Raw genomic sequence first — 26,100 nt, forward strand, 5'->3', positions numbered from 1 at the left:
AGAGCTTGTTTGCTAACTACGCCTTAGGGATCAATGGTGTCTGCATTGGCGAGCGCTGCTGACGTTTTGGCCGCAGGGAATCCTGGCGTTCGCCGGGCACGTTTCGCGGCGCCAGTATCACTGGCTGTATTTCCAATGGACGGCATCACGCACCAGCCGCAGCGGACGGAGTTTCGGAATCGCGCAACAGGGCCTGAATGAGCGCGCAGTGTCCCGGCGTATTCCAGCAACGCGAATCACAGCAGCCGCTGGTCCCCTTGCTGAACGACCTGCAGCCCAGCTCCGCGACGCGCTGGGCAATGCACCCTCACCTACAGCGTTGGCCGATTGTCCGCCGTACCGCTGTACGAAAAACGACCGATCAGCTACAGCCCAGATACGGCGGCGTTTCGGCAGGGTTCACCTTCCTTTATCCACAGCACTCTCCACAGCAATCGGGGATAACCCCAAACCTCACGTTATGCATATGGACAAACACCCGCGAACGGCCTGTTTTTAGATTGCAAAAACCGCTTAGCTGTGTGTTTTCACCTGTAGCGGCGGCCTGATCAAAAGTTGATCAGGCGACGGAAAGCGGCGCAGCTTCTGGCGCTGCGCTGTTGACCCCAAGGTTATCCACAGAACACTTAACAGATATATGGGATAACTATCCGCGAGCGTTCCAAGGAGGCGTTCGCATCGCTGAACGGTGTTCGCGGTAACGAACTTCACTGGGGTCGCCTCCTCCAATAGTTACATTCGCCGTACCGGAGTTCTTCCATGCCGTCATGGCTCGTTTCTGCAAGCTCGCAGCCGTCAGTCCCGGAGGCCGCTCGATGATGAGTTTCCTGGCTCTGGTGCTAGCGGCATTCGTCTGCTTTGCGCTGGTCTTTTTTATCAAGCAGCGTCAGTACAACCACCCGGCGCTGCGCATGCCCTACCGGCTGCAAGAGCCGTTTTTTCAGCCGAGCGAGCAGGAATTGCTGGCCCTGTTGCAGCAGGCCGTGGGTGAGCGCTTCCTGATTCTATGCAAGGTGCGTGTTGCCGATGTGGTTGAAGTCACAGCGGTTCCGCGGCGTGCGCCCTGGTATCAGGCGGTCAACCGCATCTCCGCGGCACGGTTCGATTTCCTATTGTGCGACCCGCAGACGTTGACGCCCTGTTGCGCCATCGAAATGGAGGAGCCTGACGAGGCCAACGCGTTCGTCGATGAGCTCTGCCAGACCATCGATCTACCACTGATCCGCCTGACACCGGAGACCGCCCGCGCCTATGATCGCTTGTGTGCGGCCATTGATCAGGCAATCCCTCCGATCTCCCACGGCTCGGCATAATCAGCCGCTGCGATGCCTGAACGGCAGCCCGGGAACTCAAGCACAATAGCCTGCCTACAGAACAACGATGAGCCCCTCGCTCGTTCGGCGTCTGCCTCGTATCAATCGGAGACACCCCTCACTGTGAAGTCGACATGCCGTTGAAGACACTCTTCTTGAGCCTGTTCGAGCTGGCCTCGCGGCTGATTCGCCGCTACCCCGGCACGGTTGCACTCTTTGGCTTCTGTTCGGGCCTGGCCAGTTTTGTGCTGGTCGAGCGCCACGCCGGGTTGGCCAAGGTCATCGCAGCCTTGATGCTGTTCAGCTGGCTCTGGCTGATGTTGGAGAAAAGCCTACGCGCCGGTCTGGAACGCCGCTTCGGCTGGAAGGTGCCGCCGCCTTTGCTGCGCTATGTGACGCAAATGGTCCACCAGGAAAGCCTGTTCTTCATCATCCCGTTCTTTTTCATCACCACGACCTGGAACAGTGGCCAGGCCGCGTTCACCGTGATGCTGGGCTTGGCAGCGCTGGTCTCGCTGGTCGATCCGCTGTATTACAAGTGGCTCGCGCCGCGGCGCTGGGTCTATCTAGCATTTCATGCGCTGACATTGTTTGCCGTTCTACTCACTGCGCTACCGATCATCTTTCACCTGTCGACACCGCAAAGTTACCTCTGGGCATTGGGCATCGCCGTGGTACTCGCACTGCCGAGCCTCAGCGGCTTGTTTGCTTCGTGGAACTGGAGAAGCGTGTTGGGGGTGCTGGCGCTCGCTGCCGTGGTCGGGCTGGCCGGCTGGGTGGGACGCACCTGGGTGCCGCCGGCAACGCTCTGGCTGACGGATGTCGCAGTCACCACGACCCTCGATGATGCCTCGCGCAAACCTGGCAATCGTCTGCGTGAAATCTCCAGCCAACAGCTGCATAGCAATGGCCTTTACGCGTTTACCGCAATCAACGCGCCGCGCGGCCTGAAAGAACGCATCTACCATGAATGGATGCACAACGGTAAGCGGGTCGACCGCATCCCGCTGGACATCAGCGGTGGCCGGGAGGCCGGCTATCGTGCCTGGACCCACAAGCGCAACTTTCCAAAGCAGGCCGAAGGTAAATGGCGCGTGCGGGTGATGACCGAGGCAGGGCAAATGATCGGCATGCTGCGCTTCGAGGTCGTGGAATGAACCGCTGAAGCCAGGCGGTACTCGAACGGCAAAGCACGTCCGCTAAGCCCAAGGGAGGAATGCATGGAATGGTGGGACATCTTGAGCCGCACCGTCGCGTCGGAATTTTCCGACATCCCCGACTTCGAGCATGCGATTCGCGTCTCCGTACGGCTGGTCCTGGCTGCGTTTTTGGGTGGCGTGCTCGGCTACGAACGTGAATACAAGGGCAAGGCCGCCGGCCTGCGCACCCATATGCTGGTATCGCTGGGTGCCGCCCTTTTCGTTTTGGTGCCACTGGAAGCAGGGATGCCGATCGAAGACTTGTCTAGGGTCATGCAAGGCATCATCACCGGTATTGGCTTTCTGGGCGCCGGCACTATTCTCAAGGGCAGTTCAGTGGAGGACGTCAAAGGTCTTACCACGGCGGCAGGAATCTGGCTGACCGCGGCAATCGGCGTCGCCACGGGGCTGGGTCATGAGTCCACCGCAGTGATGACGACGGCCTTCGCATTGGTCATCTTTCTGCTGATGCCTCGCCTGGAACAACATGCAGCGCATAGATCGGCCAGTACCCACAAGAGGGGGCGTGATCAGGACAATGCCCCATGAGTCCAGCTGCGATCATCACACAGGAGTAGACCATGCCTAGCCGTTACGCTTACCTGACAACCGGGGCGCTTATGCTTGGCCTGGCCGGCTGCGGCGACACTGCAACACTGCCAGTCGAAGCTGGCTACGGCCCGGCCCCGGCGCTGCCCGAGCCGAACAAGTCGCTGATCCCGACCGTCAACATCGCCGAGGCCACCGGGTGGCCCGCGGATCGCTCGCCGCAAGCGGCTCCCGGCCTGCAAGTCCAGGCGTTCGCTGGCAACCTCGATCATCCGCGCTGGCTCTATGTGCTGCCCAATGGTGACGTGCTCGTGGCCGAAAGCAATGCGCCCGCGAAGCCGGAGGACGGCCAAGGCCTACGTGGCTGGATCATGAAGAAGGTCATGGCGCGGGCGGGCTCCGGCGGTACGAGCGCCAACCGCATCACGCTGCTGCGTGACAGTGATGGTGATGGCACGCTGGAGGACCGCTCGGTATTCCTCGAAGGTTTGAACTCGCCGTTCGGCATGGCACTCATTGGCGATCAGCTTTACGTCGCCAACACCGATGCACTGGTGCGCTTCCCCTACAAGCAAGGTGCGACCAGGATCGACGCGGCGGGTGAGAAAGTGGTCGACCTTCCAGCCGGGCCGATCAACCACCATTGGACCAAGAACGTCATCGCCAGCCACGACGGATCACGGCTGTACGTTACCAGCGGCTCCAACAGCAACGTGGGTGAAAACGGCATGGAGGCCGAGGAAAACCGCGCGGCCATTCTTGAGATTGACCCGCACGATAAGACGATGCGGTTGTTCGCCTCTGGCCTGCGCAACCCCAATGGTCTGGCCTGGCAACCAGACAGCGGCGAGCTGTGGACCACCGTCAACGAGCGCGACGAAATCGGCAGCGATCTGGTGCCCGATTACATGACATCGGTACAAGACGGCGGTTTCTACGGCTGGCCCTACAGCTATTACGGTCAGCACGTCGACGAGCGGGTCAAGCCGCCGCGCCCGGATCTGGTGGCCAAAGCCCTCATGCCCGACTACGCACTTGGCGCACACACAGCCTCTCTCGGACTGGCCTTCTATGAAGGCTCGCAGCTGCCCGAGCGATACCGTCACGGCGCGTTCATCGGCCAGCATGGTTCATGGAACCGCAAGCCTCGCAGTGGCTATAAAGTGGTTTTCGTACCCTTCAAGGATGGCGAGCCGGACGGCACAGCCGAAGACGTGCTGACCGGCTTTCTCAACGAGGATGAGCAGGCCATGGGTCGCCCGGTGGGCGTCGCAGTGGACAAGGCCGGCGCGCTATTGGTCGCCGATGACGTCGGTAACGTGATCTGGCGGGTGACACCCAGCGGCCGGTGAAGGGAGAGGATCGCGACCGGGGCCCAAGCCGGTCGCTACAGGTCTGCTTACTGAATGACCGGCAAGGGACGCACCAGCCGGATCTCTCTCGGCGACAGTTCGACGCCATAGGCCAGCACTTCGACGCCCGCCTCCACTGCATCCCGCAGCGCGGCGGCGTAGTGCGGGTCGATCTCGCCGGCAGGGCGCACGGCATCGATTCCAGTGAGGTTGACGCAATACAGTTGTACCGCCCGTACGCCCTGACGGGCCAGCACCGCCAGTTCGCGCAAATGGCGAGCGCCACGGGTCGTCACCGCATCGGGAAAGGCCGCGATAGCCGTATCAGCGAAGCCCAGGGTCACGCTTTTGACTTCAACGAATGCCGGCCCGGCGGGATAGTCCAGGCGGAAATCCACGCGGCTGCTCTCAATGCCGTACGCTACTTCACGCTTGAGCGCGGTGAAGCCGTTCAATTCCCCGATCACTCCGGCCAGCAGCGCCTCTTCGACCAGTCGATTGGCCCGTGCCGTGTTGACGCAGGCCAGCCGCCCTTGCGGGGTTTCAACCAGTTCCCAGGTGCCAGGCAGCTTGCGTTTGGGATCGCTGTTGCGCTGAAACCAGACGCGCGCGCCCTCGCCCATGCAATTGAGCATCGAGCCGGTATTCGGACAGTGGATGCACAGGTGCTCGCCGGTGTCGGTAACGACATCGGCGAGGAAGCGCTTGTAGCGCCGAACCAGCCGACCCTGTTCCAGAGGCGTTGTGAACTGCATCAGCCTTTCCAGCTCCGCAGGCCACGGGCAATGCGCTCGACCGCCTGCTCCAGCCGGGGCAAATTCTGCGTATAGGCGAAACGCACATGGTGACCGGCCTGGTGCCGCCCGAAATCCAACCCCGGCGTGATGGCGACAAACTCGGTTTCCAGCATGTGCTGGCAGAACGTGTAAGCGTCACCGCCGATGGCGCTGATATCGGCGTAGAGATAGAAAGCCCCTTCCGGCTCCACCGCAATGCCGAAGCCCAACTCGCGCAATGCGGGCAGCAGAAAATCACGGCGCTTGGCAAATTCGCCGCGACGCGCTTCGAGGATTTCCAGGGTGGCCGGCTCGAAGCAGGCCAGGGCGGCATGCTGGGCCATGGTCGGCGCACTGATGTAGAGGTTCTGCGCCAGCTTTTCCAGCTCGCTGACAGCCTGAGGTGGCGCGACCAGCCAGCCGAGGCGCCAGCCGGTCATACCGAAGTACTTGGAGAAGCTGTTGAGCACGAACGCCGAGTCGTCGACTTCCAACACACTGGCCGCATCGGTGCCATAGGTGAGGCCATGGTAGATCTCGTCCACCACCAGATGCCCGCCGCGGCTTTTCAACGCAGCGGACAGGCCCGCCAGATCGTCCCGTGTCAGCAAGGTACCGGTGGGATTGGCCGGCGAAGCCACCAGAGCACCCACGCTGTCCTTGTCCCAGTAACGCTCGACCAGATCGGCCGTCAGCTGATAACGCACATCCGGGCCGACCGGCACCAGCTGCGCGGCACCTTCGATCAGCCGCAGGAAGTGCCGGTTGCAGGGATAACCCGGGTCGGCCAACAACCAATGCTTGCCTGGGTCGACCAGCAAACTGCTGGCCAATAGCAGCGCACCAGACCCGCCGGGAGTAATCAGCACGCGTTCGGGGTCAATAGACAGTTGATAGCGCTGCTTGTAGAAACCGGCAATCGCCTCGCGCAGCTGCGGCAGCCCACGGGCGGCGGTGTAGCGGGTATGACCAGCCGCGAGGGCAGCCTGACCGGCCGCGACGATGGGCTCGGCGGTGGTGAAGTCTGGCTCTCCGATCTCCAGGTGAATGACATCATGTCCAGACGCCTGCAATTGGTTGGCCCGGGCCAGCAATGCCATGACGTGAAAGGGTTCGATTGCACGGCTACGCGCGCTATATGACGAGGTCATCTGACCTTCCTGACGAGTACAAAACGTGAATTCTACCGAAGGTCCCTCTGACACCGCAGCCACCGTGATATTCGGGAGTAGCGCACCCCGATACGATCTGGTAAGTTCGCCCGCTTGCAGCCGCAGGGCCGGCACGGGCCGGCAGAGGGATTCACTATCCTGCGCAATGGACATAGCGAGAGGCGTTCATCCATGCCCATTACTAAAACGACACCCAGCAACCAATTGATCCGCGCCTTCGTTCCCTATAAGGAGTCCAAGGGCGAGGAATACATGAGCGATAACATGCGCGCTCACTTCACCGGCATCCTCAATAAGTGGAAGCTGGAGCTGATGGAGGAAGTCGACCGTACCGTGCATCACATGCAGGACGAAGCGGCCAACTTCCCCGATCCGGCCGATCGCGCCAGCCAGGAAGAAGAATTCAGCCTGGAACTACGCGCCCGTGATCGCGAGCGCAAGTTGATCAAGAAGATCGACGAGACGCTGCAGCTGATCGAAGACAACGAGTATGGCTGGTGTGATTCGTGCGGCGTCGAGATCGGCATTCGCCGTCTGGAAGCCCGTCCGACCGCTACGCTGTGCATTGACTGCAAGACGCTGGCGGAGATCAAGGAAAAGCAGATCGGTTCCTGATCCCGAACGGGGCGCTACGGCGCCCCGCTTCATTTTCGGCCTCCCGCGCCTTTGCTTCACCCCGCCTCGACGCCCTTTACCCGAGCCGGCCCATGTCCACACCCTCTTCCTATATAGGTCGCTTCGCGCCGACCCCCAGCGGCTATCTGCACTTCGGCTCGTTGATCGCTGCCCTCGCCTCCTATCTCGATGCCCGTGCCGTTGGCGGCCGTTGGCTGTTGCGCATGGAAGACCTCGATCCGCCGCGAGAAATGCCGGGGGCGCAGACCTCGATTCTGCAGGCATTGGAAGCCTACGGCTTTCAGTGGGACGGGCAGATGGTCCGCCAAAGCGAACGGCTTGACGTCTATAACGAAGTGATCGATCGCCTCAGGCAGGACGGCCATGCCTATGCCTGCACCTGCTCGCGCAAGCAATTGCAGGCGTTTGCGGGACTCTACCCAGGGTTCTGCCGTGAAGCCGCCCGCGACACCCCTGACGCCGCCATCCGCCTGCGCGTGCCGGACCGGACCTACAGTTTCAGCGATCGCGTCCAGGGCCAGTACAGCCAGAACTTGGCCCGCGAAGTGGGCGACTTCGTTATCCGCCGCAGAGACGGGCTGATTGCTTATCAGCTGGCGGTGGTGCTCGATGATGCCTGGCAGGGCGTGACCGACGTCGTCCGCGGTGCCGATCTGCTCGACTCGACCCCGCGGCAACTCTTTCTGCAGGACCTGCTTGGCCTGCCACACCCGCGCTACCTGCACGTCCCTCTGATCATTCAGCCCGATGGCCATAAATTGGGGAAACGTTACCGCTCACCGCCGCTGCAACCGGCTGAAGCCACACCACTGTTACTGCGTGCGCTGCGCGCGCTCGCCCAACCCACGCCGGGCGAGCTGAGCGACGCCCTGCCCGACGAGGTGCTGACTTGGGCGACAGCCCACTGGAATGCTGAGCGCATCCCGCGCTGTCGAACCCTGGCCGAGTCGCAGCTTCGCTGAGGCGACATCCGTGCCTCTTAATATGGGCAAAACCGACGCGCGACGCTCTTTTCCGCCAGCCTGTGGCTTGCCACTTGCCGCTTCCTTTACCATCCGCCTACTTTCGACACGAGTTCCAGCATGTACATCTACCGACTGGTGCTGCTCCTGGTGGTGGGGATCTATCTGTTTTCCCCTGCAATCATGGACTGGTGGATCGACCCCAACGGCGCGTGGTACCGGCCTTATCTGTTGTGGCTGATCCTCATCGTGGTGACCTTCATACTTCAGAGTCAACGCGATGCAGACGAGCTTTAGCCTCAGCCACCTGATTCTGATCAGTGTCGCCTATCTGCTGGTGCTGTTCGGGGTGGCCTGGATCAGCGAGCGAGGACTGATCCCGCGCTGGGTCATTCGGCACCCGCTCACCTACACCCTGTCCCTCGGCGTCTACGCCAGTGCCTGGGCGTTCTATGGCACGGTGGGTCTGGCCTATCAGTATGGGTACGGGTTCCTCGCCACCTACCTGGGCGTGTGCGGTGCGTTTCTGCTGGCGCCGGTCCTGCTCTATCCGATACTGCGTATCACCCGAACCTACCAGCTGGCCTCACTGGCGGATCTGTTCGCCTTCCGTTTTCGCAGCACCTGGAGCGGCGCGCTGACCACGGTGGTCATGCTGATTGGCATGCTGCCGCTACTCGCCTTGCAGATTCAGGCAGTCGCCGATGCCATCGGGATTCTCACCCTCGAGCCCCTGCAGGAACGGGTCGCGCTGGGTTATTGCGTGATGATCATGCTGTTCACCATTCTCTTCGGCGCCCGGCATATCGCCACACGGGAGAAGCACGAAGGGCTGGTCTTCGCCATCGCGTTCGAATCGGTGGTCAAGTTGCTGACCTTCGGCGCCATCGGTTTGTACGCGCTGTTTGTCGTGTTCGGTGGGCCGCATCAGCTGGAAATCTGGCTACTGCAGAACCAGTCGGCGTTGCAGGCGTTGCATACGCCGCTGCAGGAAGGGCCGTGGCGCACCCTGCTGCTGGTGTTCTTCGCCTCGGCGATTGTCATGCCGCACATGTATCACATGACCTTTACCGAAAACCTCAACCCGCGCGCGCTGGTCAGCGCCAGCTGGGGCCTGCCGCTGTATCTGCTGCTGATGAGCCTGGCCGTGCCGCTGATACTCTGGGCCGGGCTCAAACTTGGCGTCAGCACCAACCCCGAATATTTCACCCTCGGCCTCGGTATTACGGCGCAGAGCGAGGCATTGACGCTGTTGGCCTTTGTCGGCGGACTTTCAGCATCGAGCGGTCTGATCATTGTCAGCACACTGGCCCTGTCGGGTATGGCGCTCAACCATCTCGTGTTACCGCTCTACCAACCCCCTACCGAAGGCAACATCTATCGCTGGCTGAAATGGACCCGGCGCAGCCTGATTCTCGCCATCATCATGGCCGGCTACGGCTTCTATCTGATGCTGGGCGCCGAGCAGGACCTGTCAAACCTGGGCATTGTTGCCTTTGTGGCGACCCTGCAGTTCCTGCCCGGCGTGCTTTCAGTGCTCTATTGGCCGACCGCCAACCGTCGTGGCTACATCGTTGGGCTGCTCGCCGGTATTACCGTCTGGGTTGTGACCATGCTGCTGCCGCTAGTCGGCAACCTCGATGGCTTCTACATCCCCCTGTTCAACGTGGTTTACGTACTCGACGACACCAGCTGGCACCTGGCGGCGATCGCCTCGCTGGCGGTCAACGTGCTGGCGTTTTCGCTGTTATCGCTGTTCACCGAGACCAGCGCCGAGGAGCAAGCCGCAGCAGAAGCCTGCGCGGTGGAAAACGTGCGCCGACCTCAACGTCGTGAGCTGGCAGCCGCCTCGCCGCAGGAGTTCGCCACTCAGCTAGCCAAGCCGCTGGGCGCCAAGACTGCGCAGCGGGAGGTGGAACAGGCGCTGCGGGATCTGCAACTGCCCTTCGACGAGCATCGCCCCTATGCCTTGCGCCGGCTACGCGATCGTATTGAGGCAAACCTGTCTGGCCTGATGGGGCCGAGCGTCGCCCAGGACATCGTTGAGAATTTTCTCTCGTACAAGAACGGTGCAGACAGCTATGTGACCGAAGACATCCATTTCATCGAGAGTCGCCTGGAGGACTATCACTCACGCCTTACCGGCCTTGCTGCCGAACTCGATGCCCTGCGCCGTTACCACCGGCAGACCCTGCAGGAGCTGCCGATGGGCGTCTGCTCGCTGGCCAAGGACCAGGAAATCCTGATGTGGAACAAAGCCCTGGAAGAGCTCACCGAAATTCCCGCACTGCAGGTGGTGGGCTCTCGCCTGTCGACCATCGCCGAGCCCTGGCAGAGCCTGCTAAGCGATTTCACGCAGCAGCGCGAGGAGCATCTGCATAAACAACGCTTGCAGCTGGACGGCCATAGCCGCTGCCTGAACCTGCACAAAGCCGCGATCGCCGAGCCGTTGGCGCCCGGCAGTAGCGGTCTGGTACTGCTGATCGAAGACCTCACCGAAACCCAACAGCTGGAGGACCGCCTCGTTCACTCCGAACGTTTGGCCAGCATTGGTCGGTTGGCGGCGGGGGTCGCTCACGAAATTGGCAACCCGATCACAGGCATCGCCTGCCTGGCGCAGAACCTGCGCGAGGAGCGCGAGGCAGACCCCGAGATCATCGAGATCAGCAACCAGATCGTCGAGCAGACCAAGCGCGTCTCACGCATCGTCCAGTCGCTGATGAGCTTCGCCCATGCCGGCGGCAGACAACAGGACCGGTACCCCGTAAGCCTGGCAGAGGTGGCGCAAGATGCGATTGCCCTGCTCTCACTCAACCGGCGAGGAACCGAGGTGAGATTCTTCAACCTCTGCGACCCCGATCATCTGGCAGAAGGCGACCCGCAGCGCCTCGCTCAGGTGCTGATCAACCTGCTGTCCAACGCACGCGACGCATCCGAGCCCGGCGGCGCGATCCGAGTACGCAGCGAAGTGTCCGAACAGACTGTCTATCTCATCGTTGAAGACGAAGGTAGCGGCATTCCGCAGGCGATTCAGGATCGGCTTTTCGAGCCGTTCTTCACCACCAAGGATCCAGGTGAAGGGACAGGGCTGGGCCTCGCACTGGTCTATTCGATCGTGGAAGAGCATTATGGGCAGATCAATATTGACAGCCCGGCCGACCCGGAAACCCAACGCGGCACGCGTTTCCGCATCACTTTGCCGCGTCATGTCGAGGCCACAGATTCCGGTGAATGACGAGGCACCGGCCGTTTTCTGCCAAGTCTCGACCATGGGCGGCCCAGCGTATAGGTGGCCCCGCCGCGTCCTGGATGAAGATGACACTGGCACCCCGCACCAAGCCGCAGCGCGGCAACTAGCACAGGTTCGGGAACGAGCCCTCTTTTGGCGCCGTTCCCACCACCGTGTAGCCGCCTTCAGACCGTCGAGAGAGTACTGATGTCCCATATTCTGATCGTCGAAGACGAAACCATTATCCGCTCCGCCCTGCGCCGACTGCTCGAGCGCAACCAGTACGAGGTGAGTGAAGCCGGCTCGGTGCAGGAGGCACAAGAGCGGTTCAGCATTCCCTCCTTTGATCTCATCGTCAGCGATCTGCGTCTGCCTGGCACGCCCGGCACCGAACTGATCAAGCTGGCCGAAGGCACCCCCGTGCTTATCATGACCAGCTACGCCAGCCTACGGTCGGCAGTGGACTCGATGAAAATGGGGGCAGTGGACTACATCGCCAAGCCCTTTGACCACGACGAGATGCTGCAGACCGTGGCGCGCATTCTTCATGATCGGCAGCAGGCCGCCTCGGCGCCGGCTGAGGCGTCGCGCAGCGCCACGCCCGTTGCCGGCAAGACAGACGACTCGATCAATGGTGAGATTGGCATCATCGGACGCTGCGGCCCGATGCAGGATTTGTTCGGCAAGATCCGCAAGGTCGCCCCAACCGACTCCAATGTGCTGATCCAAGGCGAATCGGGTACAGGTAAAGAGCTTGTTGCCCGCGCGCTGCATAACCTTTCCCGTCGCGCCAAGGCGCCGATGATTTCAGTCAACTGCGCCGCCATTCCGGAAAGCCTGATCGAATCCGAACTCTTCGGTCACGAGAAAGGGGCCTTTACCGGCGCCAGTGCCGGTCGCGCCGGCCTGGTCGAGGCCGCAGATGGTGGCACCCTGTTCCTCGACGAAATCGGTGAGCTGCCTCTGGAAGCACAGGCGCGGTTGTTACGCGTATTGCAGGAAGGCGAGATCCGGCGGGTAGGCTCTACCCAGTCGCAAAAAGTCGATGTGCGCCTGGTCGCCGCGACCCACCGTGACCTGAAGACGCTGGCCAAGAATGGGCAATTTCGTGAGGATCTCTACTACCGGTTGCATGTCATCGCCTTGAAACTGCCCCCCCTACGCGAGCGCGGCGCCGACGTGCTGGAAATCGCTAAGGCCTTCCTGGCGCGCCAGAGCGCGCGCATGGCCACCGAGGGGTTGCACTTCTCCCGAGAGGCCGAGCAGGCCGTACGGCAATACACCTGGCCGGGGAACGTGCGCGAACTGGAGAATGCCATCGAGCGGGCGGCGATTCTCAGTGAGAGCGAGGAAATCAGTGCTGAGCTGCTGGGTATCGACATCGAGCTCGACCCCCTCGACGAGGATTTTGATGAGCCCGGTGCCCTTCTAGGTTCCGCTGTCTCGACCAGCAACGAGCCGACCGAGGATCTATCGCTGGAAGACTACTTTCAGCATTTCGTACTTGAGCACCAGGACCACATGACCGAGACCGAGCTGGCACGCAAGCTGGGCATCAGCCGCAAGTGCCTTTGGGAGCGTCGTCAGCGGCTCGGGATCCCACGACGCAAATCGGCCACGGCTGGGTAGTGAGCTGTTACCCCCACTACCAAGACGTAACAAAATGCGGGTTCATCGGTAACGAACGCTACAGACTCTTCGGGCCAGATCAACAACCAAAAAGACCAACCCATTGATTCTAAAGGCTTTTCAAAAACTGGCACGGCGAATGCTTTATATCTGGCACAACAACAATAACAAGCAGACCCACAATAAGAACAAGACGTACCGGCTCTAGCAAAATAAAGACAATAAGGCAGAGGCGTAGCTAACTGATTCTTTTGGAGAGGAAATGCCAAATGGGGTTTTGCCCCGCGACCAGGCTGAGAACAACAAAAACTGCATAAGCAGCGCCTGAACTGGTTGGATCGAATGATCGATGGTAAATCAGCGACCAAAGAAATCCGTTTGCTCTTTGCTCCCAACGTAGGAGCGATTCCTGGATGCGATAGCTGAAGGGAACGGGTGACCCAAACAAAAACAACACGCCCGAAATACTAATAACAACAAAGCACGCGACATCATTTAAAGGGGGAGCTTCGGCTCCCCCTAGTGCTTTCTGGCCTCGGCCGAGTTTTGACACCTCTCCGCGCTTCGTTCACCATCCCTGCTCCCGGTGCTAGAATCCACGCCTGTTTCGTGGCTATTCACGCCGCCACCTTGTCATTTCGCCACACAGTGCCTCTCATGCTGAAAAAGCTGTTCCAGTCTTTTCGTCTTCCCCTGCGCCGACTACCGCATCCTCGTCGCACCCCCGAAATACTGTCCAGCCGGCAGCATTCGCTGCACCGCAACGATCTCAGCCGGCACGCCGTCAGTGTCGTCGAGCGGCTCCAGCATGCCGGCTACGAGGCGTATGTCGTGGGTGGATGCGTCCGCGACCTGCTGCTCGATCTGGAGCCAAAGGACTACGACGTGGCTACCAGTGCCACGCCCGAGCAGGTGCGCGCCGAGTTTCGTAATGCACGCGTCATCGGTCGTCGCTTCAAGCTGGTTCACGTGCACTTCGGCCGCGAGATCATCGAGGTCGCAACCTTCCGCGCCAATCATCCCGAAGAAGACGATGATGAACCCAACCACCTGGCTTCGCGCAACGAGAGCGGGCGGATTCTGCGTGACAACATCTATGGCACGCTAGAAGACGATGCGCAGCGCCGCGATTTCACCATTAACGCTCTGTATTACGATCCTTCCAGCGAGCGGATCCTCGACCACACCCACGGGGTTCACGACATTCGCAACAGGCTGATCCGCCTGATTGGCGACCCAGAGCAGCGGTACCAGGAAGATCCGGTACGCATGCTGAGAGCGGTCCGCTTCGCCGCCAAGCTCGACTTCGAGATCGAAAAGCATAGCGCCGAGCCGATTGCCGACCTGGCCGACCTGTTGAACGACGTGCCGTCTGCGCGACTGTTCGACGAGATCATCAAGCTGTTCCTTAGCGGTAAAGCCGAACGCACCTTCGATTTGCTGCTTGAGTACGACCTGTTCGCACCGCTATTCCCGGCCAGCGCCGATGCGCTGGAAGACAACCCTGAGTATGCCGGTACGCTGATCCGCAACGCCTTGGCCAATACCGACCTGCGCATCGCCCAAGGCAAGCCCGTCACCCCGGCATTCCTGTTTGCGGCCCTGCTCTGGCCGGCCTTGCCGGCGCGCGTCGCCGAGGTCCAAGCGCGCGGCCTGCCGCCAATACCGGCGATGCAGGAAGCCGCGCATGACCTCATATGGGAACAGTGCCAGCGCACGGCCATTCCCAAGCGTTTCACCATGCCCATGCGCGAGATCTGGGACATGCAGGAACGCTTGCCACGCCGACAAGGACGTCGTGCAGACCAGCTACTGGAGAATCCACGCTTCCGCGCTGGCTACGATTTCCTGCTGTTGCGAGAGAGCGCCGGCGAGGAAACCGATGGTCTTGGCGAATGGTGGACCGACTACCAGGAAGCCAGCGACAGTGAGCGCCGTAACATGATCCGCGGCCTCAGCAGCAAAGACGAGGGTAACGGTGCGCCGCGCAAACGTCGCCGAAGCAACCGTCGCAAGCGGGGCCCGAACGAAAGCGCACCCGCATCAGCGGACTGATATGGAACGTGTGTACATCGGCCTCGGCAGCAATCTGGCCGAGCCGCGTCGGCAGCTGCGCGGCGCCCTGGACGCTTTGACATGCATTCCCGACTCGCAGCTGGCAGTCGTCTCCTCGCTTTATCTCAGCGACCCGCTCGGCCCTGCTGACCAGCCCCGATACAACAATGCCGTGGCGGCGCTGGATACCTCGCTGTCACCGCTTGCTCTGCTTGATGCGCTGCAAGCGATCGAGCGCGCTCAAGGGCGTGAGCGCAAAGCCGAGCGCTGGGGCCCTCGCACACTGGATCTCGATATTCTGCTGTTCGGTAATCGGCTGATCAGCGAGCCCCGCCTGACGGTTCCGCATTACCACATGCATGCGCGGGCTTTTGTGCTCTACCCGCTGGCCGAGATTGCCCCCGCCGAACTCAAGCTCGCCGATGGCCGCATGCTTGCTGAGTTGCTCGCTGCCTGCCCATTTGAAGGCCTCGAGCGGCTCGGCGACCCGCTGTAACCACTGGGTAACAGATGTAACCTGCGGGTAACACTCGCGATTGACTTAGCTCGCCGCCATCAGGACTATAAGCGCCCTCTGCCGGCACGCATCGAAACGGGGCAACCCTGACGCTCCGCCTGCAACCGTGATCCCCGAGAGGCTTTAGGAGGACGGCTTTCATGCCAGACGTAACCCTGACCACCCTGCAAGGCCTCAAGCAGAAAGGCGAGAAGATCGTCATGCTGACCTGCTATGACGCAACCTTCGCCAAGACAGCCTGCGAAGCTGGTGTCGAGATGCTGCTGATCGGCGACTCCCTGGGCATGGTCCTGCAAGGTCACGACAGCACGCTGCCGGTTTCGGTTGACGAGATGGCGTACCACACGGCCTGTGTCAAACGCGGCAACCGCGGCGCCATGATCGTCGCTGATCTGCCGTTCATGGCCAACGCGACCGTCGAGCAGACGCTGAACAACTCATCAACCTTGATGAAGGCCGGCGCCCACATGGTCAAGGTTGAAGGCGCGGCCTGGCTGGCCGAGTCCATTCGCCTGCTGGCCGAGCGCGGGATCCCGGTTTGCGCGCACATGGGCCTCACCCCGCAGGCGGTCAACATCTTTGGGGGGTACAAGGTGCAGGGGCGCGAAGAAGCGCAGGCACAACAGATGATTGCCGACGCCAAAGCGCTTGAGGATGCTGGCGCGGCCATGCTGCTGCTCGAATGTGTCCCAAGCGAGCTGGCTGCGAGGATCACACGGGCGGTTACGGTGCCGGTGATCGGTATCGGTGCGGGCAGCGACACGGACGGCCAGGTACTGGTTCTGCACGACATGCTCGGTCTGTCGCTGACCGGCCGCGCGCCAAAGTTCGTCAAGAACTTCATGCGTGAGCATGGCGATATACCGACGGCCATTGCCGCGTACGTCCAGGCGGTCAAGTCCGTTGAGTTTCCTGCAGCCGAACATGGGTTCTCCGCATGAACGTGGTGAAAACCGTTGCTGATCTGCGTGCCGCGGTGGCCCGCGCGCGGGGCGAAGGCAAGCGCATCGGCTTCGTGCCGACCATGGGCAACCTGCATGCCGGCCATATCGCACTGATTAAGAAGGCCGGCCAGCGTGCCGACTTCGTGGTTGCCAGCATCTTCGTCAATCCGCTGCAGTTCGGCCCCAACGAAGACCTCGCCAGCTATCCACGTACGCTCGCGGCCGACCAGGACAAGCTGTTCGAGGCCGGCTGCCACTTGCTGTTCGCGCCCAGCGTCGAGGAAATGTACCCGCACGGCCAGGCACTTCAGACCATCGTTCGGGTACCGGGCGTGTCCGAGGGACTCTGTGGCGGCAGCCGCCCAGGGCACTTCGACGGCGTTTCGACCGTGGTGAGCAAGCTGTTTAACATGGTGCTGCCGGACCTTGCGGTCTTCGGCCAGAAGGATTTCCAGCAACTGGCGGTTATCCGCACCATGGTCCGCGACCTGAACATGCCCGTGCAGATCATTGGCGAACCCATCGTGCGGGCTGACGACGGCCTCGCACTGTCTTCGCGCAACGGTTACCTCAGCGCCGACGAGCGCGCAACCGCGCCCGTACTTCACCGTACGCTGCAACAGCTGGCGGACGCCCTGCGCAACGGAGAACGGGACTACCCCGCCCTGCTCGCATCCGGCCATCAGGCACTGCAAGCTGCCGGCTTGCGGCCCGACTACTTGGAGATCCGCAACGCCGCGGACCTGCAACCGGTCAAGCCAGACAGCCACGAAGTTGTGATCCTCGCCGCAGCGTTCCTGGGCAAGACTCGGTTGCTGGATAACCTGCTGGTCGACATCGCTCCGCCAGTGGACTGATAACGGCCGATCATCGGCATAACCCAGCTCGGCCCTCGGTCTTGAACCGACCTGAGGGTTCGGGCACACTCTGCGCCGCTTGCGCCTCCGGAGGACCCCGCCATGCACGCCATCATGCTCAAGGCTAAACTGCACCGCGCCCAGGTGACCCATTCGGTGCTGGATTACGAAGGCTCCTGCGCCATCGACGGTGACTGGCTGGACCTCGCCGGCATCCGCGAATACGAGCAGATCCAGATCTACAACGTCGACAACGGCGAGCGCTTCACGACCTATGCCATCCGTGGCGAAGAAGGCTCGAAGATCATTTCCGTCAACGGCGCCGCCGCACACAAGGCTGGCGTTGGTCATCGGGTGATTATCTGTGCCTACGCCCACTACAGCGAAGCCGAACTGGCCAGCTTCAAACCACACGTTCTATATATGGGCGCTGATGGGGATCTCAGTCACACCAGCAACGCGATTCCAGTTCAGGTCGCCTGATTCACCATCGGCTGTTCGAAAGCCTGCATCGCCAAGCGTGATGCGGGCTTTTTTGTGTGCAAAGGGTTTCCCCTGGCGGCGGAAATCTGCAATGGTCGCCTTGTTCTGGCCGCTATCCGCACCCTGTGCGCAACGCTTCGGAACGCCGCGCGTTTTTGCCAGTCAGACCAGTCTCGACGGTGCAGGATGCGCCGCCGCCGTTGCGGTCCAGCCGCAGCGGAACGCGCCTGTCACATTCAGGACGAATGCCAGCGTGCCAGCATGATCGAATGACTGTCCGAACGAATCGCAGAGCCGCAGACAGTCCGCCAAAGCAAAGGAAGCCGCACAACCATGAGTTACTACCAGCACCCTCTCGATGCCACCGGCCTGCCATCCTGGAAGGCTTTGGAAGAACACCGCCTGACCATGCAAAACTTCAGCATGCGCGAGGCATTCAAGGCCGATCCGACGCGCTTCGATGACCTGTCGGTATCCTGTTGCGGCCTGTTTCTCGATTATTCGAAGAACCTGATCACCCCCGAGACCCGCACTCTGCTGGTGAACCTGGCCCGCGAGGCTGGCGTCGAGCAAGCGGCTCGCGCCATGTTCGAAGGCGAGCGAATCAACGGCTCAGAGAATCGTCCGGTCCTGCACACCGCGTTGCGACGCCCCATGGGCGAATCCGTGATGGTCGACGGGCAGAACATCATGCGTGACGTGCATGCCGCCCTGGCGCAGATGACTGACATCGTCACCCGTATTCATAACAACCTTTGGCGCGGCTTCAGCGACAAGACCATCACCGACGTGGTCAACATCGGCATCGGCGGATCCTTCCTCGGTCCACAGCTGGTCTCCGAAGCGCTCCTGCCCTTTACTCAGCACGGCGTGCGCACTCATTACCTGGCGAACATCGACGGTAGCGAGTTCCGCGAGGTGACCGCCAAACTGAACGTCGAGACGACGCTATTCATCATTTCCAGCAAGACCTTCGGCACCCTCGAAACGCTGAAGAACGCCCAAGCTGCACGCACTTGGTACCTAGGCAAAGGCGGCACCGAAGAAAAGCTCTACCGGCATTTCATCGCTGTCACAAGCAACAAGAAAGCCGCCGTTGAGTTCGGTATCCGCGAGAAGAATATCTTCCCGATGTGGGACTGGGTTGGCGGCCGCTACTCGCTATGGTCGGCCATCGGTCTGCCGATCGCACTGGCCATCGGCATGTCCAACTTCAAGGACTTGCTCTCCGGCGCGTACAGCATGGACCAGCACTTCCTCAACGAGCCGTTCGAAAGCAACATGCCGATTCTGCTGGCGATGTTGGGCATCTGGTATCACAACTTCTGGGATGCGCAGAGCTACGCCTTCCTGCCCTATGACCACTATCTGCGCAACTTCGTCAAACACCTGCAGCAGATGGACATGGAATCCAACGGCAAGAGCGTGCGTCAGGACGGCACCCCAGTGTCCTGCACCACCGGACCGGTGATTTGGGGCGGCGTCGGCGCCAACGGCCAGCACGCTTACCACCAGCTGCTGCACCAAGGCACGCCGCTGATTCCGGCAGATTTCATCGTGCCAGTGGTCAGTCACAATCCGGTTGCCGATCACCATGAGTGGCTGTACGCCAACTGCCTGTCACAGAGCCAGGCGCTAATGCGCGGCAAGACGCGCGAAGAGGCCGAAGCGGAGCTGCGAGCAAAAGGCATGAGCGAAGCCGAAGTCGAGCGCCTGGCGCCGCACAAGGTCATTCCGGGTAATCGGCCAAGCAATACCGTGGTCATGGAAACCATCAGCCCCGGCCGCCTTGGTGCGCTGATCGCGCTCTATGAACACAAGGTGTTCGTCCAGGGCGTGATCTGGGGAATCAACTCCTTCGACCAGTGGGGCGTGGAGCTCGGCAAGGACCTGGGCAAAGCCGTCTACGGCCAGATGACCAGCTTCGATGCGCAACCCGCCGAAGACGCCTCGACCCAGGGGTTGATCGACTTCTTCCGCGGCCGCCATCGCGGCTGATCGATGTGCAACACCGGACAGCGCCTGACCGCTGTCCGGTGCTCCTTCCTCCGCTGCTTCGCAGATACGCCTTCGGCACCACGCTGATCGACTGGGCCTGGGTAACGCCTGGACATCGAGTAAGATTCGACTTCCCAGTCCAGCCAGATGTCGCCCTTTTGGAAATGATCCGCCGTCATATCGAATCGCAGGTGCTCAGCCTCACCGGGCTGGCCATCGGCGGTGTCGACTACGAAAACCCACCAGGCGACCCCGGTCTGTTCGGCCCGGATTCGGTCTGCTGGCGCGTGCACGGCGACTTTACCTCGATGCTAATCGGCGGCATTTCTGCACTGCTGCTCCAAGCCCTGCATCCGCTTGCGCTCGCCGGCGTCTGGGATCACTCGAATTTCCGCGACGATCTGCTCGGCCGACTGCGTCGCACCGGCCAGTTCATCTCGGCGACCACCTTTGGTAGCCAGGCCGATGCGCAGCGGTTGATTGAACGGGTCCGAGCCATTCACCTGAAGGTTACCGGCCACGCACCCGACGGCCGCCCGTACGCCGCGTACGACCCGGACCTGCTGACCTGGGTGCATGTCGCCGAAGTCAGCAGCTTTCTCAAGGCGCACCTGCGTTACCTCAACCCGGCGTTGCCAGGTCAGGAACAGGACCGCTACTACGCCGAGGTCGCACGTATCGCCGAAGCGCTCGGCGCACGCAAGGTGCCGCGCTCGCGGCAGCAGATAGAGGACTATTTCGCGGCTATCCGGCCAGAACTGCGCTGTGATGAGCGCTCTCGGGAGATCGTACGCATCCTGTTCGAAGCGCCCGCTCCGAGTCGCCTCGCCAAGCCGTTCGGTGCCCTGATGATGCGCGCCGGCATCGACCTGTTGCCGGACTGGGCCAGCGATATGCTCGATTTCAGCCAGTCCGACCGCGAACGGCAACTGATTCGGATAGCAGTAAGGCGAACCGCCCCGGTGCTGCGCTGGGCCGTACGCAGCGGCTCGGTGCACCGGGCACGGCGCCGCATGGGCCTGCCCATACGCTAGCGTGACCGGCAGGTTCCGCACCTGGAGCCGCCTTCAGGCCTGTGCCAACATGAGCGCCCCGCGGGAGCCCGCACCTTCTTGAGGTTCAAGATCATGCAAGACGTCGTCATCGTCGCCGCCACTCGCACTGCTGTCGGCAGCTTTCAGGGCGCGCTGGCCAACATCCCTGCCGTCGACCTGGGCGCCGCGGTGATTCGCCAACTTCTTAAGCAGACCGGAATCGACGCCGCCGAGGTCGATGAAGTCATCCTCGGCCAGGTTCTGACTGCTGGCGCGGGGCAAAACCCGGCGAGACAGGCGGCCATGAACGCAGGGTTGCCCCATGCGGTACCGGCGATGACCCTGAACAAGGTTTGCGGCTCCGGCCTCAAAGCGCTGCACCTGGCGGCGCAAGCGATCCGCTGTGGCGACGCCGAAGTGGTGATTGCCGGCGGCATGGAAAACATGAGCCTGGCGCCGTACGTCATGCCCGCCGCACGCACGGGCTTGCGCATGGGTCACGGCAAGCTGATCGACAGCATGATTCAGGACGGCCTTTGGGACGCGTTCAACGACTACCACATGGGCATCACCGCCGAAAATCTGGTGGAAAAGTACGGCGTCACGCGCGAAGCGCAGGATGCATTCGCTGCCTCCTCACAGCAAAAGGCAATTGCCGCCATCGAAGCCGGGCGTCTGCGCGACGAAATTACCCCGGTCGAGATTCCGCAGCGCAAGGGCGAGCCGCTGGTTTTCGATACAGACGAGCAGCCACGGGCGGGCACCACGACAGAGAGCCTGGCCAAACTCAAACCAGCCTTCAAGAAGGACGGCAGCGTAACGGCCGGTAACGCCTCCAGCCTCAACGACGGTGCCGCAGCCGTGTTGCTGATGAGCGCCGAGAAGGCCAAGACGCTTGGCCTAACAGTGCTGGCTCGCATCGCCAGCTATGCCAACGCTGGCGTCGATCCTGCGATCATGGGCATCGGCCCGGTATCGGCCACGCGCCGCTGCCTGGAAAAGGCCGGCTGGACGCTCGATGAGCTGGACCTGATCGAAGCCAACGAAGCCTTTGCGGCACAAGCGCTATCGGTCGGCCAAGAGCTGGGTTGGGATCAACAGAAGGTCAACGTCAACGGCGGCGCTATCGCCATCGGCCACCCGATTGGCGCGTCGGGCTGCCGCATCCTAGTGACCCTGTTGCATGAGATGATCCGCCGCGACGTCCATAAAGGACTGGCGACGCTCTGCATCGGTGGCGGTCAGGGCGTCGCGCTGGCAATCGAACGCTGACCGACAGGCAGCCCGCCGGCCCATTATCGGCAATTTCCGATAAACTGCGCGGCCCTCTTTCCCGAGTCGCCGCGCATGCCCTCTCTCGAACAGGCGCTGCGCGCCGCCTACCTCAATCGCGAAGCACTGCTCTCCGAACTGCACCGTCAGGCCACCGACTGCTATCGGTTGTTCCATGGCAGTCAGGAGGGCTCACCAGGGCTCACCGTCGACCGTTACGGCCCGCTGCTACTGGTACAGAGCTTCCATCAGCCGCTTGAACGTGACGCCCTGCTGACGCTGCATGAGCAGATATGCACCGAGCTCGACCTGCCCGTGGCACTCGTCTACAACGATCGCTCCCAAGGCAACTCGCGTATCGACCGCAGCGATCCGGTATATCGCGCAGCACCCTCAGCACTGGAAGACGTGATCGGTCACGAGTGGGGCCTGAACTACCGCGTCCGTGCACGCCATAGCGGCCAGGACCCGCTGCTGTTTCTGGACTTGCGCAATGTGCGCGGCTGGGTTAAGGCCAACAGTGCCGGCAAGTCTGTGCTTAACCTCTTCGCCTACACCTGCGGGGTCGGCCTTTGCGCTGCCGCTGGTGGTGCTCGTGAGGTTTGCAATCTGGATTTCGCCGAAAGCAACCTCGCGGTGGGCCGCGAGAACGGCGCGCTGAATCCTGAGCTGACCCCGATGCAGTTCATTCAGTCGGATTACTTTCCCGCGATCCGTCAGCTCGCCGACATGCCGATCCCGCAGCGACGCGGCCGTCCACTGCCAGACTACCCGCGCCTGTCACCGAAGCAGTTCGATATGGTGTTGCTCGATCCTCCCGCCTGGTCGAAGAGCGCGTTCGGAACCGTCGACCTGCTGCGCGACTACCAAAGCCTGCTCAAACCCGCCCTACTCGCGACCGCCGAGAACGGCGTCCTCATCTGCTGCAACAACCTGGCAAAGGTCGATCTCGACGACTGGCGCGATCAAGTCCTGCGCTGCGCAACCAAGGCTGGTCGGCCGGTTCAGGACTGCCAAGTACTGCCACCGGCCGCCGACTTCCCGTCAACTGACGGCAAGCCGCCGCTCAAGGTGCTGATGCTCCAGTTGTGAGGTAACGCGCGCCCGCGCGCGCAGGAGGAACCCGCGTGCCATGCCATACTCCAAGGCAGTTCATCGCCTGGAAAGTAGATCCGCATGCCCAACGGAATGAAGCGCGCGCTCATCGGCGTGATGACCGCCCTGATCGTCTATTGCCTGCTCGGTTTTCTGATCCTGCCCGGAGTGGCGGAGCGTGTCGTCAACCAACAGCTGGCAAAATACGCGACGGTACCGGCTCGCCTTGGGCGGATCGAGTTCAATCCGTTCACCTTGAACTTGAGACTCCACAACCTGCACTTGGGCGAGCCGGATGCCGAGCAACTGGCTTTCGAGCGGTTATTCGTTGACCTCGATTGGGACAGCCTGTGGAGCCGCTCCCTGCACTTTTCGGATATCGAGCTCATCGGGCCGAACGCCGAAGTCTTGTTTGACATTGACGGCAAGCTGAACCTGGCCGAGCTGTTCGAGCTGCCCAGCAATGAAGATACGCCCGCAGAGGATAAAGAGCCCCTTGCCCTGCGCATCGATCGCCTGCAACTGGCCGGCGGACGGGTGCATTTCGCTGATCAGCGAACCCAGGAGCCGATCGACTTCCTGCTCGACTCGCTGGATTTTGAGCTCCTTAACTTTGCGACCCGCTCGGACGACGCCGCTGATGCCGTCCTAGTTGCCAGAGGCCCGGACGGATCACGCATCAAATGGAAAGGTCAGCTCAACCTCTCCCCCGTCACGTCCACCGGCCAGCTTGAAATAGATGGGCTGGCACTGAAGACCTTCTGGCCCTATGTCCGCGACATGGCACCGCTCGCCCTTAACGAAGGGCAGCTGAGCCTAAAGACCGAGTACCAGCTCGACCTCAGCAAGGGCACTTCACTTCAATTGAGCGACGCGAGCGCTACGCTGGCATCGCTGAGTATCGATAGCCTCCAAGGCCAGCCATTACTCCGTTTGGAACAGGCAGAGATCGCCCAAGCTTCGTTGGACTTGCCGAAACGACAACTCACCCTTGGCCAGCTGCGCAGCCAGGCACTGGAGAGCTGGCTGATTCGTGAGCCTGACGGCCAACTCAATTGGCAGCGCTTGCTTGCCAGCAAGCCAGAACCGCAACCGCAGCCAACCGACACGGAGGAGCAACTGGCGCAGGATGAGCCTAAGCCAACGCAGGAAGGTGATGCATCTGATCAGCCTTGGCGGATAGTTCTACGTGACGCTGAACTGCGTAACTATCAGCTGCACCTGGCGGATAAGGTTCCTGAGCCAAACGTCGATTTGGAACTCGGGCCCCTCGATCTGGACGTGCGTAACTTCGACAGCCGCGGCACAGCTCCGATGGAGCTCAAGCTGACCACCGAGGTCGGTAAACAAGGTTCGCTACTTGCCGAAGGCCAGCTGACATTGACGCCAATGCAGGGGAGCTTCGACGTCACGCTGACAGGCATCGACTTGCGCTTGGCGCAGCCCTATTTGTCGCCGTTCGTTCACCTGGAGTTACGCAGCGGACTGCTGGCGAGCCAGCTTGCGGTCGAGCTGACGGGCGTCGAGCCGCTAGCATTTCATATAGGCGGTTCCGCCGAGATTACCCAGCTTCATACGCTCGACACCATCCAGGACCGTGACTTGATGAAATGGCAGTCGTTGCAGGTCAGCGGTCTGGACTATAGCTATCCGAACGCGCTGCAGATCGAAAAGATCGACCTGACCCAGCCCTATGCCCGCTTCATTATCAACCCGGACCTGACGACCAACATCAATGACCTGCTGGTAGACAAGCCCTCAGCTTCGCCCGACCAAGAGGCTCCACCCTCCGAAGCACCCGCCTCCCCAGACGAGCCAGACGTGCCCTTCGCGTTGCGGATTGGCGGTATTCAGATAGCTGACGGCTCAGCCAACTTCTCCGACCTCAGTCTGCGCCCGCCCTTCATCACTGCTATCCAAGATCTCGGCGGTAGCATCGGCACCCTCGATAATCGTCAGCACAACGCTGCCAGCGTTGATATAGAGGGCAAAGTTGATCGTTACGCACCCGTGAGCATCGAGGGCAGCCTGACGCCTTTCGAGCCGCTCCAGAGCCTCGACATCACCACCCGCTTCAGGCAGGTCGAGCTGACCACGCTCTCGCCCTATTCCGCCAAGTTCGCGGGCTATCGCATTCGCAAGGGACGGCTTAACCTGGATTTGCATTACCGTATCCAGCAAGGGCAGCTGAACGCTGAAAACGAAGTGGTGCTGGAAGAGCTGCAGCTAGGCGAAAAAGTTGACAGCGAGCAGGCCGTAGATCTGCCGGTGCGCCTTGCGGTGGCGCTATTGAAAGACAGTAGCGGCACCATTGCGCTGAAGATTCCCGTACAGGGAGATCTCAAGAATCCGCAGTTCGACGTGGTGCCCATCATCTGGCAGACGTTGCGCAATCTGGTAGTACGGGCAGCCAAGTCGCCCTTCAAATTCCTTGGAGGACTCGTCGGTCGTGAACAGGCGGATCTTAGCCAAATTCTATTCCTGCCCGGTAGCAGCGAACTGGACAGCAGAGCGCGCAGCAACCTCGACGCGCTGGCCAGCGCACTCAAGGAGCGCCCTGTACTCCGCCTGGAGGTCGAAGGCATGGGTGCTCCGGCAGTTGATGGCGCACTGCTCGCCGAACAGTGGCTGGAGCGTGAATATCAGCAGACCTGGTATAAAGTTTTGCAGCGACGTGGTGATACCGTTCCCGCCGATCCATCCATGCTCGAAATCGGTGAAGAAGAAAAGGCCGCCATGTTGGAAGGAATCTATCGCAGCCGCCTGCAGCAACAACCACCCGCCGAGTGGCAAAGTCTCGATGCTGAAGCCCGCACGCGGCAGCTTCGGCAAGCGATTCTAAGCAGCCGTGAAACCAGCACGGCACTCCTGCGGCGCCTGAGCCGTGCACGGGCCGCCAGCATCAAGGACTATCTGGTAGACAACGCAGGGCTGGCTGCGGACAGGGTGTACCTGCTCGATACCGGCATCACCCAGACTGTCCAGGACGGTGGAGTCCCAACGGTGCTGCATTTGGAGGCGGAATGAG

At 61.4% G+C, this 26,100-nt stretch carries 21 protein-coding genes; 19 read left to right on the forward strand and 2 right to left on the reverse strand.

Going from position 1 to position 26,100, the window contains the following annotated elements; genetic code table 11:
* Positions 1–818 precede the first annotated feature (818 nt).
* The 4 genes from RT21_RS11215 (at position 819) to RT21_RS11230 (ending at position 4,413) form a co-directional block, all read left to right on the forward strand.
* Entirely contained in the window at positions 819–1,313 is a 495-nt protein-coding gene (locus tag RT21_RS11215) for a DUF2726 domain-containing protein (RefSeq protein WP_046162861.1), read from the forward strand.
* A gap of 134 nt (positions 1,314–1,447) precedes the next feature.
* Complete coding sequence (locus RT21_RS11220; RefSeq protein WP_046162810.1) at positions 1,448–2,470, forward strand: DUF5924 family protein; 1,023 nt, start codon at positions 1,448–1,450, stop codon at positions 2,468–2,470.
* 63 nt (positions 2,471–2,533) lie between these two features.
* Positions 2,534–3,061 (forward strand): MgtC/SapB family protein, encoded by a 528-nt coding sequence (locus RT21_RS11225; protein WP_045429653.1) that lies wholly within the window; start codon positions 2,534–2,536, stop codon positions 3,059–3,061.
* 32 nt (positions 3,062–3,093) lie between these two features.
* Positions 3,094–4,413 carry a PQQ-dependent sugar dehydrogenase gene (locus RT21_RS11230; protein ID WP_046162811.1) on the forward strand — a complete coding sequence of 440 codons (1,320 nt, stop codon included), beginning with the start codon at positions 3,094–3,096 and terminating at the stop codon, positions 4,411–4,413.
* Positions 4,414–4,460: 47 nt separating this feature from the next.
* On the opposite strand, the gene sfsA is transcribed toward RT21_RS11230, so the two are convergent.
* Positions 4,461–5,168 carry a DNA/RNA nuclease SfsA gene (sfsA, locus tag RT21_RS11235; RefSeq protein WP_046162812.1) on the reverse strand — a complete coding sequence of 236 codons (708 nt, stop codon included), beginning with the start codon at positions 5,166–5,168 and terminating at the stop codon, positions 4,461–4,463.
* Entirely contained in the window at positions 5,168–6,340 is a 1,173-nt protein-coding gene (locus RT21_RS11240) for a pyridoxal phosphate-dependent aminotransferase (RefSeq protein ID WP_046162813.1), read from the reverse strand. The genes sfsA and RT21_RS11240 overlap by 1 nt, the downstream gene beginning before the upstream one ends.
* A gap of 192 nt (positions 6,341–6,532) precedes the next feature.
* On the opposite strand from RT21_RS11240, the gene dksA reads away from it, so the two are divergent.
* The 15 genes from dksA (at position 6,533) to RT21_RS11315 (ending at position 26,099) form a co-directional block, all read left to right on the forward strand.
* The gene (gene dksA / locus RT21_RS11245; protein ID WP_019342101.1) at positions 6,533–6,976 is read left to right on the forward strand and encodes an RNA polymerase-binding protein DksA; all 444 of its coding nucleotides are present in this window, start codon (positions 6,533–6,535) and stop codon (positions 6,974–6,976) included.
* Between the two features lie 92 nt (positions 6,977–7,068).
* Positions 7,069–7,959, forward strand: a complete 891-nt coding sequence (gene gluQRS, locus RT21_RS11250; protein WP_046162814.1) for a tRNA glutamyl-Q(34) synthetase GluQRS — start codon at positions 7,069–7,071, stop codon at positions 7,957–7,959.
* A 120-nt stretch (positions 7,960–8,079) separates the two neighbouring features.
* The gene (locus tag RT21_RS23580; RefSeq protein ID WP_003095129.1) at positions 8,080–8,256 is read left to right on the forward strand and encodes a hypothetical protein; all 177 of its coding nucleotides are present in this window, start codon (positions 8,080–8,082) and stop codon (positions 8,254–8,256) included.
* Positions 8,240–11,194, forward strand: coding sequence for a sensor histidine kinase (locus tag RT21_RS11260; RefSeq protein WP_046162815.1), 2,955 nt, complete (start codon positions 8,240–8,242; stop codon positions 11,192–11,194). The genes RT21_RS23580 and RT21_RS11260 overlap by 17 nt, the downstream gene beginning before the upstream one ends.
* A 201-nt stretch (positions 11,195–11,395) precedes the next feature.
* Positions 11,396–12,817 carry a sigma-54-dependent transcriptional regulator gene (locus tag RT21_RS11265; protein ID WP_046162816.1) on the forward strand — a complete coding sequence of 474 codons (1,422 nt, stop codon included), beginning with the start codon at positions 11,396–11,398 and terminating at the stop codon, positions 12,815–12,817.
* A gap of 657 nt (positions 12,818–13,474) precedes the next feature.
* Positions 13,475–14,872: a polynucleotide adenylyltransferase PcnB gene (locus RT21_RS11270; protein WP_046162817.1), complete on the forward strand. Its 1,398-nt coding sequence runs from the start codon at positions 13,475–13,477 to the stop codon at positions 14,870–14,872.
* 1 nt (position 14,873) lies between these two features.
* Positions 14,874–15,368 carry a 2-amino-4-hydroxy-6-hydroxymethyldihydropteridine diphosphokinase gene (gene folK, locus RT21_RS11275; RefSeq protein ID WP_046162818.1) on the forward strand — a complete coding sequence of 165 codons (495 nt, stop codon included), beginning with the start codon at positions 14,874–14,876 and terminating at the stop codon, positions 15,366–15,368.
* Positions 15,369–15,529: 161 nt separating this feature from the next.
* Complete coding sequence (panB, locus tag RT21_RS11280; protein ID WP_046162819.1) at positions 15,530–16,330, forward strand: 3-methyl-2-oxobutanoate hydroxymethyltransferase; 801 nt, start codon at positions 15,530–15,532, stop codon at positions 16,328–16,330.
* On the forward strand, positions 16,327–17,190 hold the full coding sequence (gene panC, locus RT21_RS11285) for a pantoate--beta-alanine ligase (protein ID WP_046162820.1): 864 nt from the start codon (positions 16,327–16,329) through the stop codon (positions 17,188–17,190). The genes panB and panC overlap by 4 nt, the downstream gene beginning before the upstream one ends.
* 102 nt (positions 17,191–17,292) lie before the next feature.
* Positions 17,293–17,673, forward strand: coding sequence for an aspartate 1-decarboxylase (panD, locus tag RT21_RS11290; protein ID WP_019342093.1), 381 nt, complete (start codon positions 17,293–17,295; stop codon positions 17,671–17,673).
* A gap of 333 nt (positions 17,674–18,006) precedes the next feature.
* Positions 18,007–19,671 carry a glucose-6-phosphate isomerase gene (gene pgi / locus RT21_RS11295; RefSeq protein WP_046162821.1) on the forward strand — a complete coding sequence of 555 codons (1,665 nt, stop codon included), beginning with the start codon at positions 18,007–18,009 and terminating at the stop codon, positions 19,669–19,671.
* 158 nt (positions 19,672–19,829) lie between these two features.
* A complete protein-coding gene (locus tag RT21_RS11300) occupies positions 19,830–20,705 on the forward strand; it encodes an oxygenase MpaB family protein (protein ID WP_046162822.1) in 876 nt (291 codons plus the stop codon).
* A gap of 93 nt (positions 20,706–20,798) precedes the next feature.
* The gene (locus RT21_RS11305; RefSeq protein WP_046162823.1) at positions 20,799–21,977 is read left to right on the forward strand and encodes an acetyl-CoA C-acetyltransferase; all 1,179 of its coding nucleotides are present in this window, start codon (positions 20,799–20,801) and stop codon (positions 21,975–21,977) included.
* Between the two features lie 75 nt (positions 21,978–22,052).
* Positions 22,053–23,069 carry a class I SAM-dependent rRNA methyltransferase gene (locus tag RT21_RS11310; RefSeq protein WP_046162824.1) on the forward strand — a complete coding sequence of 339 codons (1,017 nt, stop codon included), beginning with the start codon at positions 22,053–22,055 and terminating at the stop codon, positions 23,067–23,069.
* An 84-nt stretch (positions 23,070–23,153) separates the two neighbouring features.
* The gene (locus RT21_RS11315; RefSeq protein WP_046162825.1) at positions 23,154–26,099 is read left to right on the forward strand and encodes a DUF748 domain-containing protein; all 2,946 of its coding nucleotides are present in this window, start codon (positions 23,154–23,156) and stop codon (positions 26,097–26,099) included.
* Position 26,100 lies beyond the last annotated feature (1 nt).

It is taken from the genome of Pseudomonas sp. 10B238 (assembly GCF_000970615.1).
In the GTDB taxonomy this organism is placed as follows: domain Bacteria; phylum Pseudomonadota; class Gammaproteobacteria; order Pseudomonadales; family Pseudomonadaceae; genus Stutzerimonas.

Coding starts and splice junctions, on each gene's coding strand:
- RT21_RS11265 (WP_046162816.1), top strand. CDS start 11,396: ATGTCCCATATTCTGATCGTCGAAGACGAAACCATTATCCGCTCCGCC.
- RT21_RS11310 (WP_046162824.1), top strand. CDS start 22,053: ATGCCCTCTCTCGAACAGGCGCTGCGCGCCGCCTACCTCAATCGCGAA.
- panC (WP_046162820.1), top strand. CDS start 16,327: ATGAACGTGGTGAAAACCGTTGCTGATCTGCGTGCCGCGGTGGCCCGC.
- gluQRS (WP_046162814.1), top strand. CDS start 7,069: ATGTCCACACCCTCTTCCTATATAGGTCGCTTCGCGCCGACCCCCAGC.
- folK (WP_046162818.1), top strand. CDS start 14,874: ATGGAACGTGTGTACATCGGCCTCGGCAGCAATCTGGCCGAGCCGCGT.
- RT21_RS11270 (WP_046162817.1), top strand. CDS start 13,475: ATGCTGAAAAAGCTGTTCCAGTCTTTTCGTCTTCCCCTGCGCCGACTA.
- dksA (WP_019342101.1), top strand. CDS start 6,533: ATGCCCATTACTAAAACGACACCCAGCAACCAATTGATCCGCGCCTTC.
- RT21_RS11225 (WP_045429653.1), top strand. CDS start 2,534: ATGGAATGGTGGGACATCTTGAGCCGCACCGTCGCGTCGGAATTTTCC.
- RT21_RS11220 (WP_046162810.1), top strand. CDS start 1,448: ATGCCGTTGAAGACACTCTTCTTGAGCCTGTTCGAGCTGGCCTCGCGG.
- panB (WP_046162819.1), top strand. CDS start 15,530: ATGCCAGACGTAACCCTGACCACCCTGCAAGGCCTCAAGCAGAAAGGC.
- pgi (WP_046162821.1), top strand. CDS start 18,007: ATGAGTTACTACCAGCACCCTCTCGATGCCACCGGCCTGCCATCCTGG.
- RT21_RS11215 (WP_046162861.1), top strand. CDS start 819: ATGAGTTTCCTGGCTCTGGTGCTAGCGGCATTCGTCTGCTTTGCGCTG.
- RT21_RS11305 (WP_046162823.1), top strand. CDS start 20,799: ATGCAAGACGTCGTCATCGTCGCCGCCACTCGCACTGCTGTCGGCAGC.
- sfsA (WP_046162812.1), bottom strand. CDS start 5,168: ATGCAGTTCACAACGCCTCTGGAACAGGGTCGGCTGGTTCGGCGCTAC.
- RT21_RS11240 (WP_046162813.1), bottom strand. CDS start 6,340: ATGACCTCGTCATATAGCGCGCGTAGCCGTGCAATCGAACCCTTTCAC.
- RT21_RS23580 (WP_003095129.1), top strand. CDS start 8,080: ATGTACATCTACCGACTGGTGCTGCTCCTGGTGGTGGGGATCTATCTG.
- RT21_RS11315 (WP_046162825.1), top strand. CDS start 23,154: ATGCCCAACGGAATGAAGCGCGCGCTCATCGGCGTGATGACCGCCCTG.
- panD (WP_019342093.1), top strand. CDS start 17,293: ATGCACGCCATCATGCTCAAGGCTAAACTGCACCGCGCCCAGGTGACC.
- RT21_RS11230 (WP_046162811.1), top strand. CDS start 3,094: ATGCCTAGCCGTTACGCTTACCTGACAACCGGGGCGCTTATGCTTGGC.
- RT21_RS11260 (WP_046162815.1), top strand. CDS start 8,240: ATGCAGACGAGCTTTAGCCTCAGCCACCTGATTCTGATCAGTGTCGCC.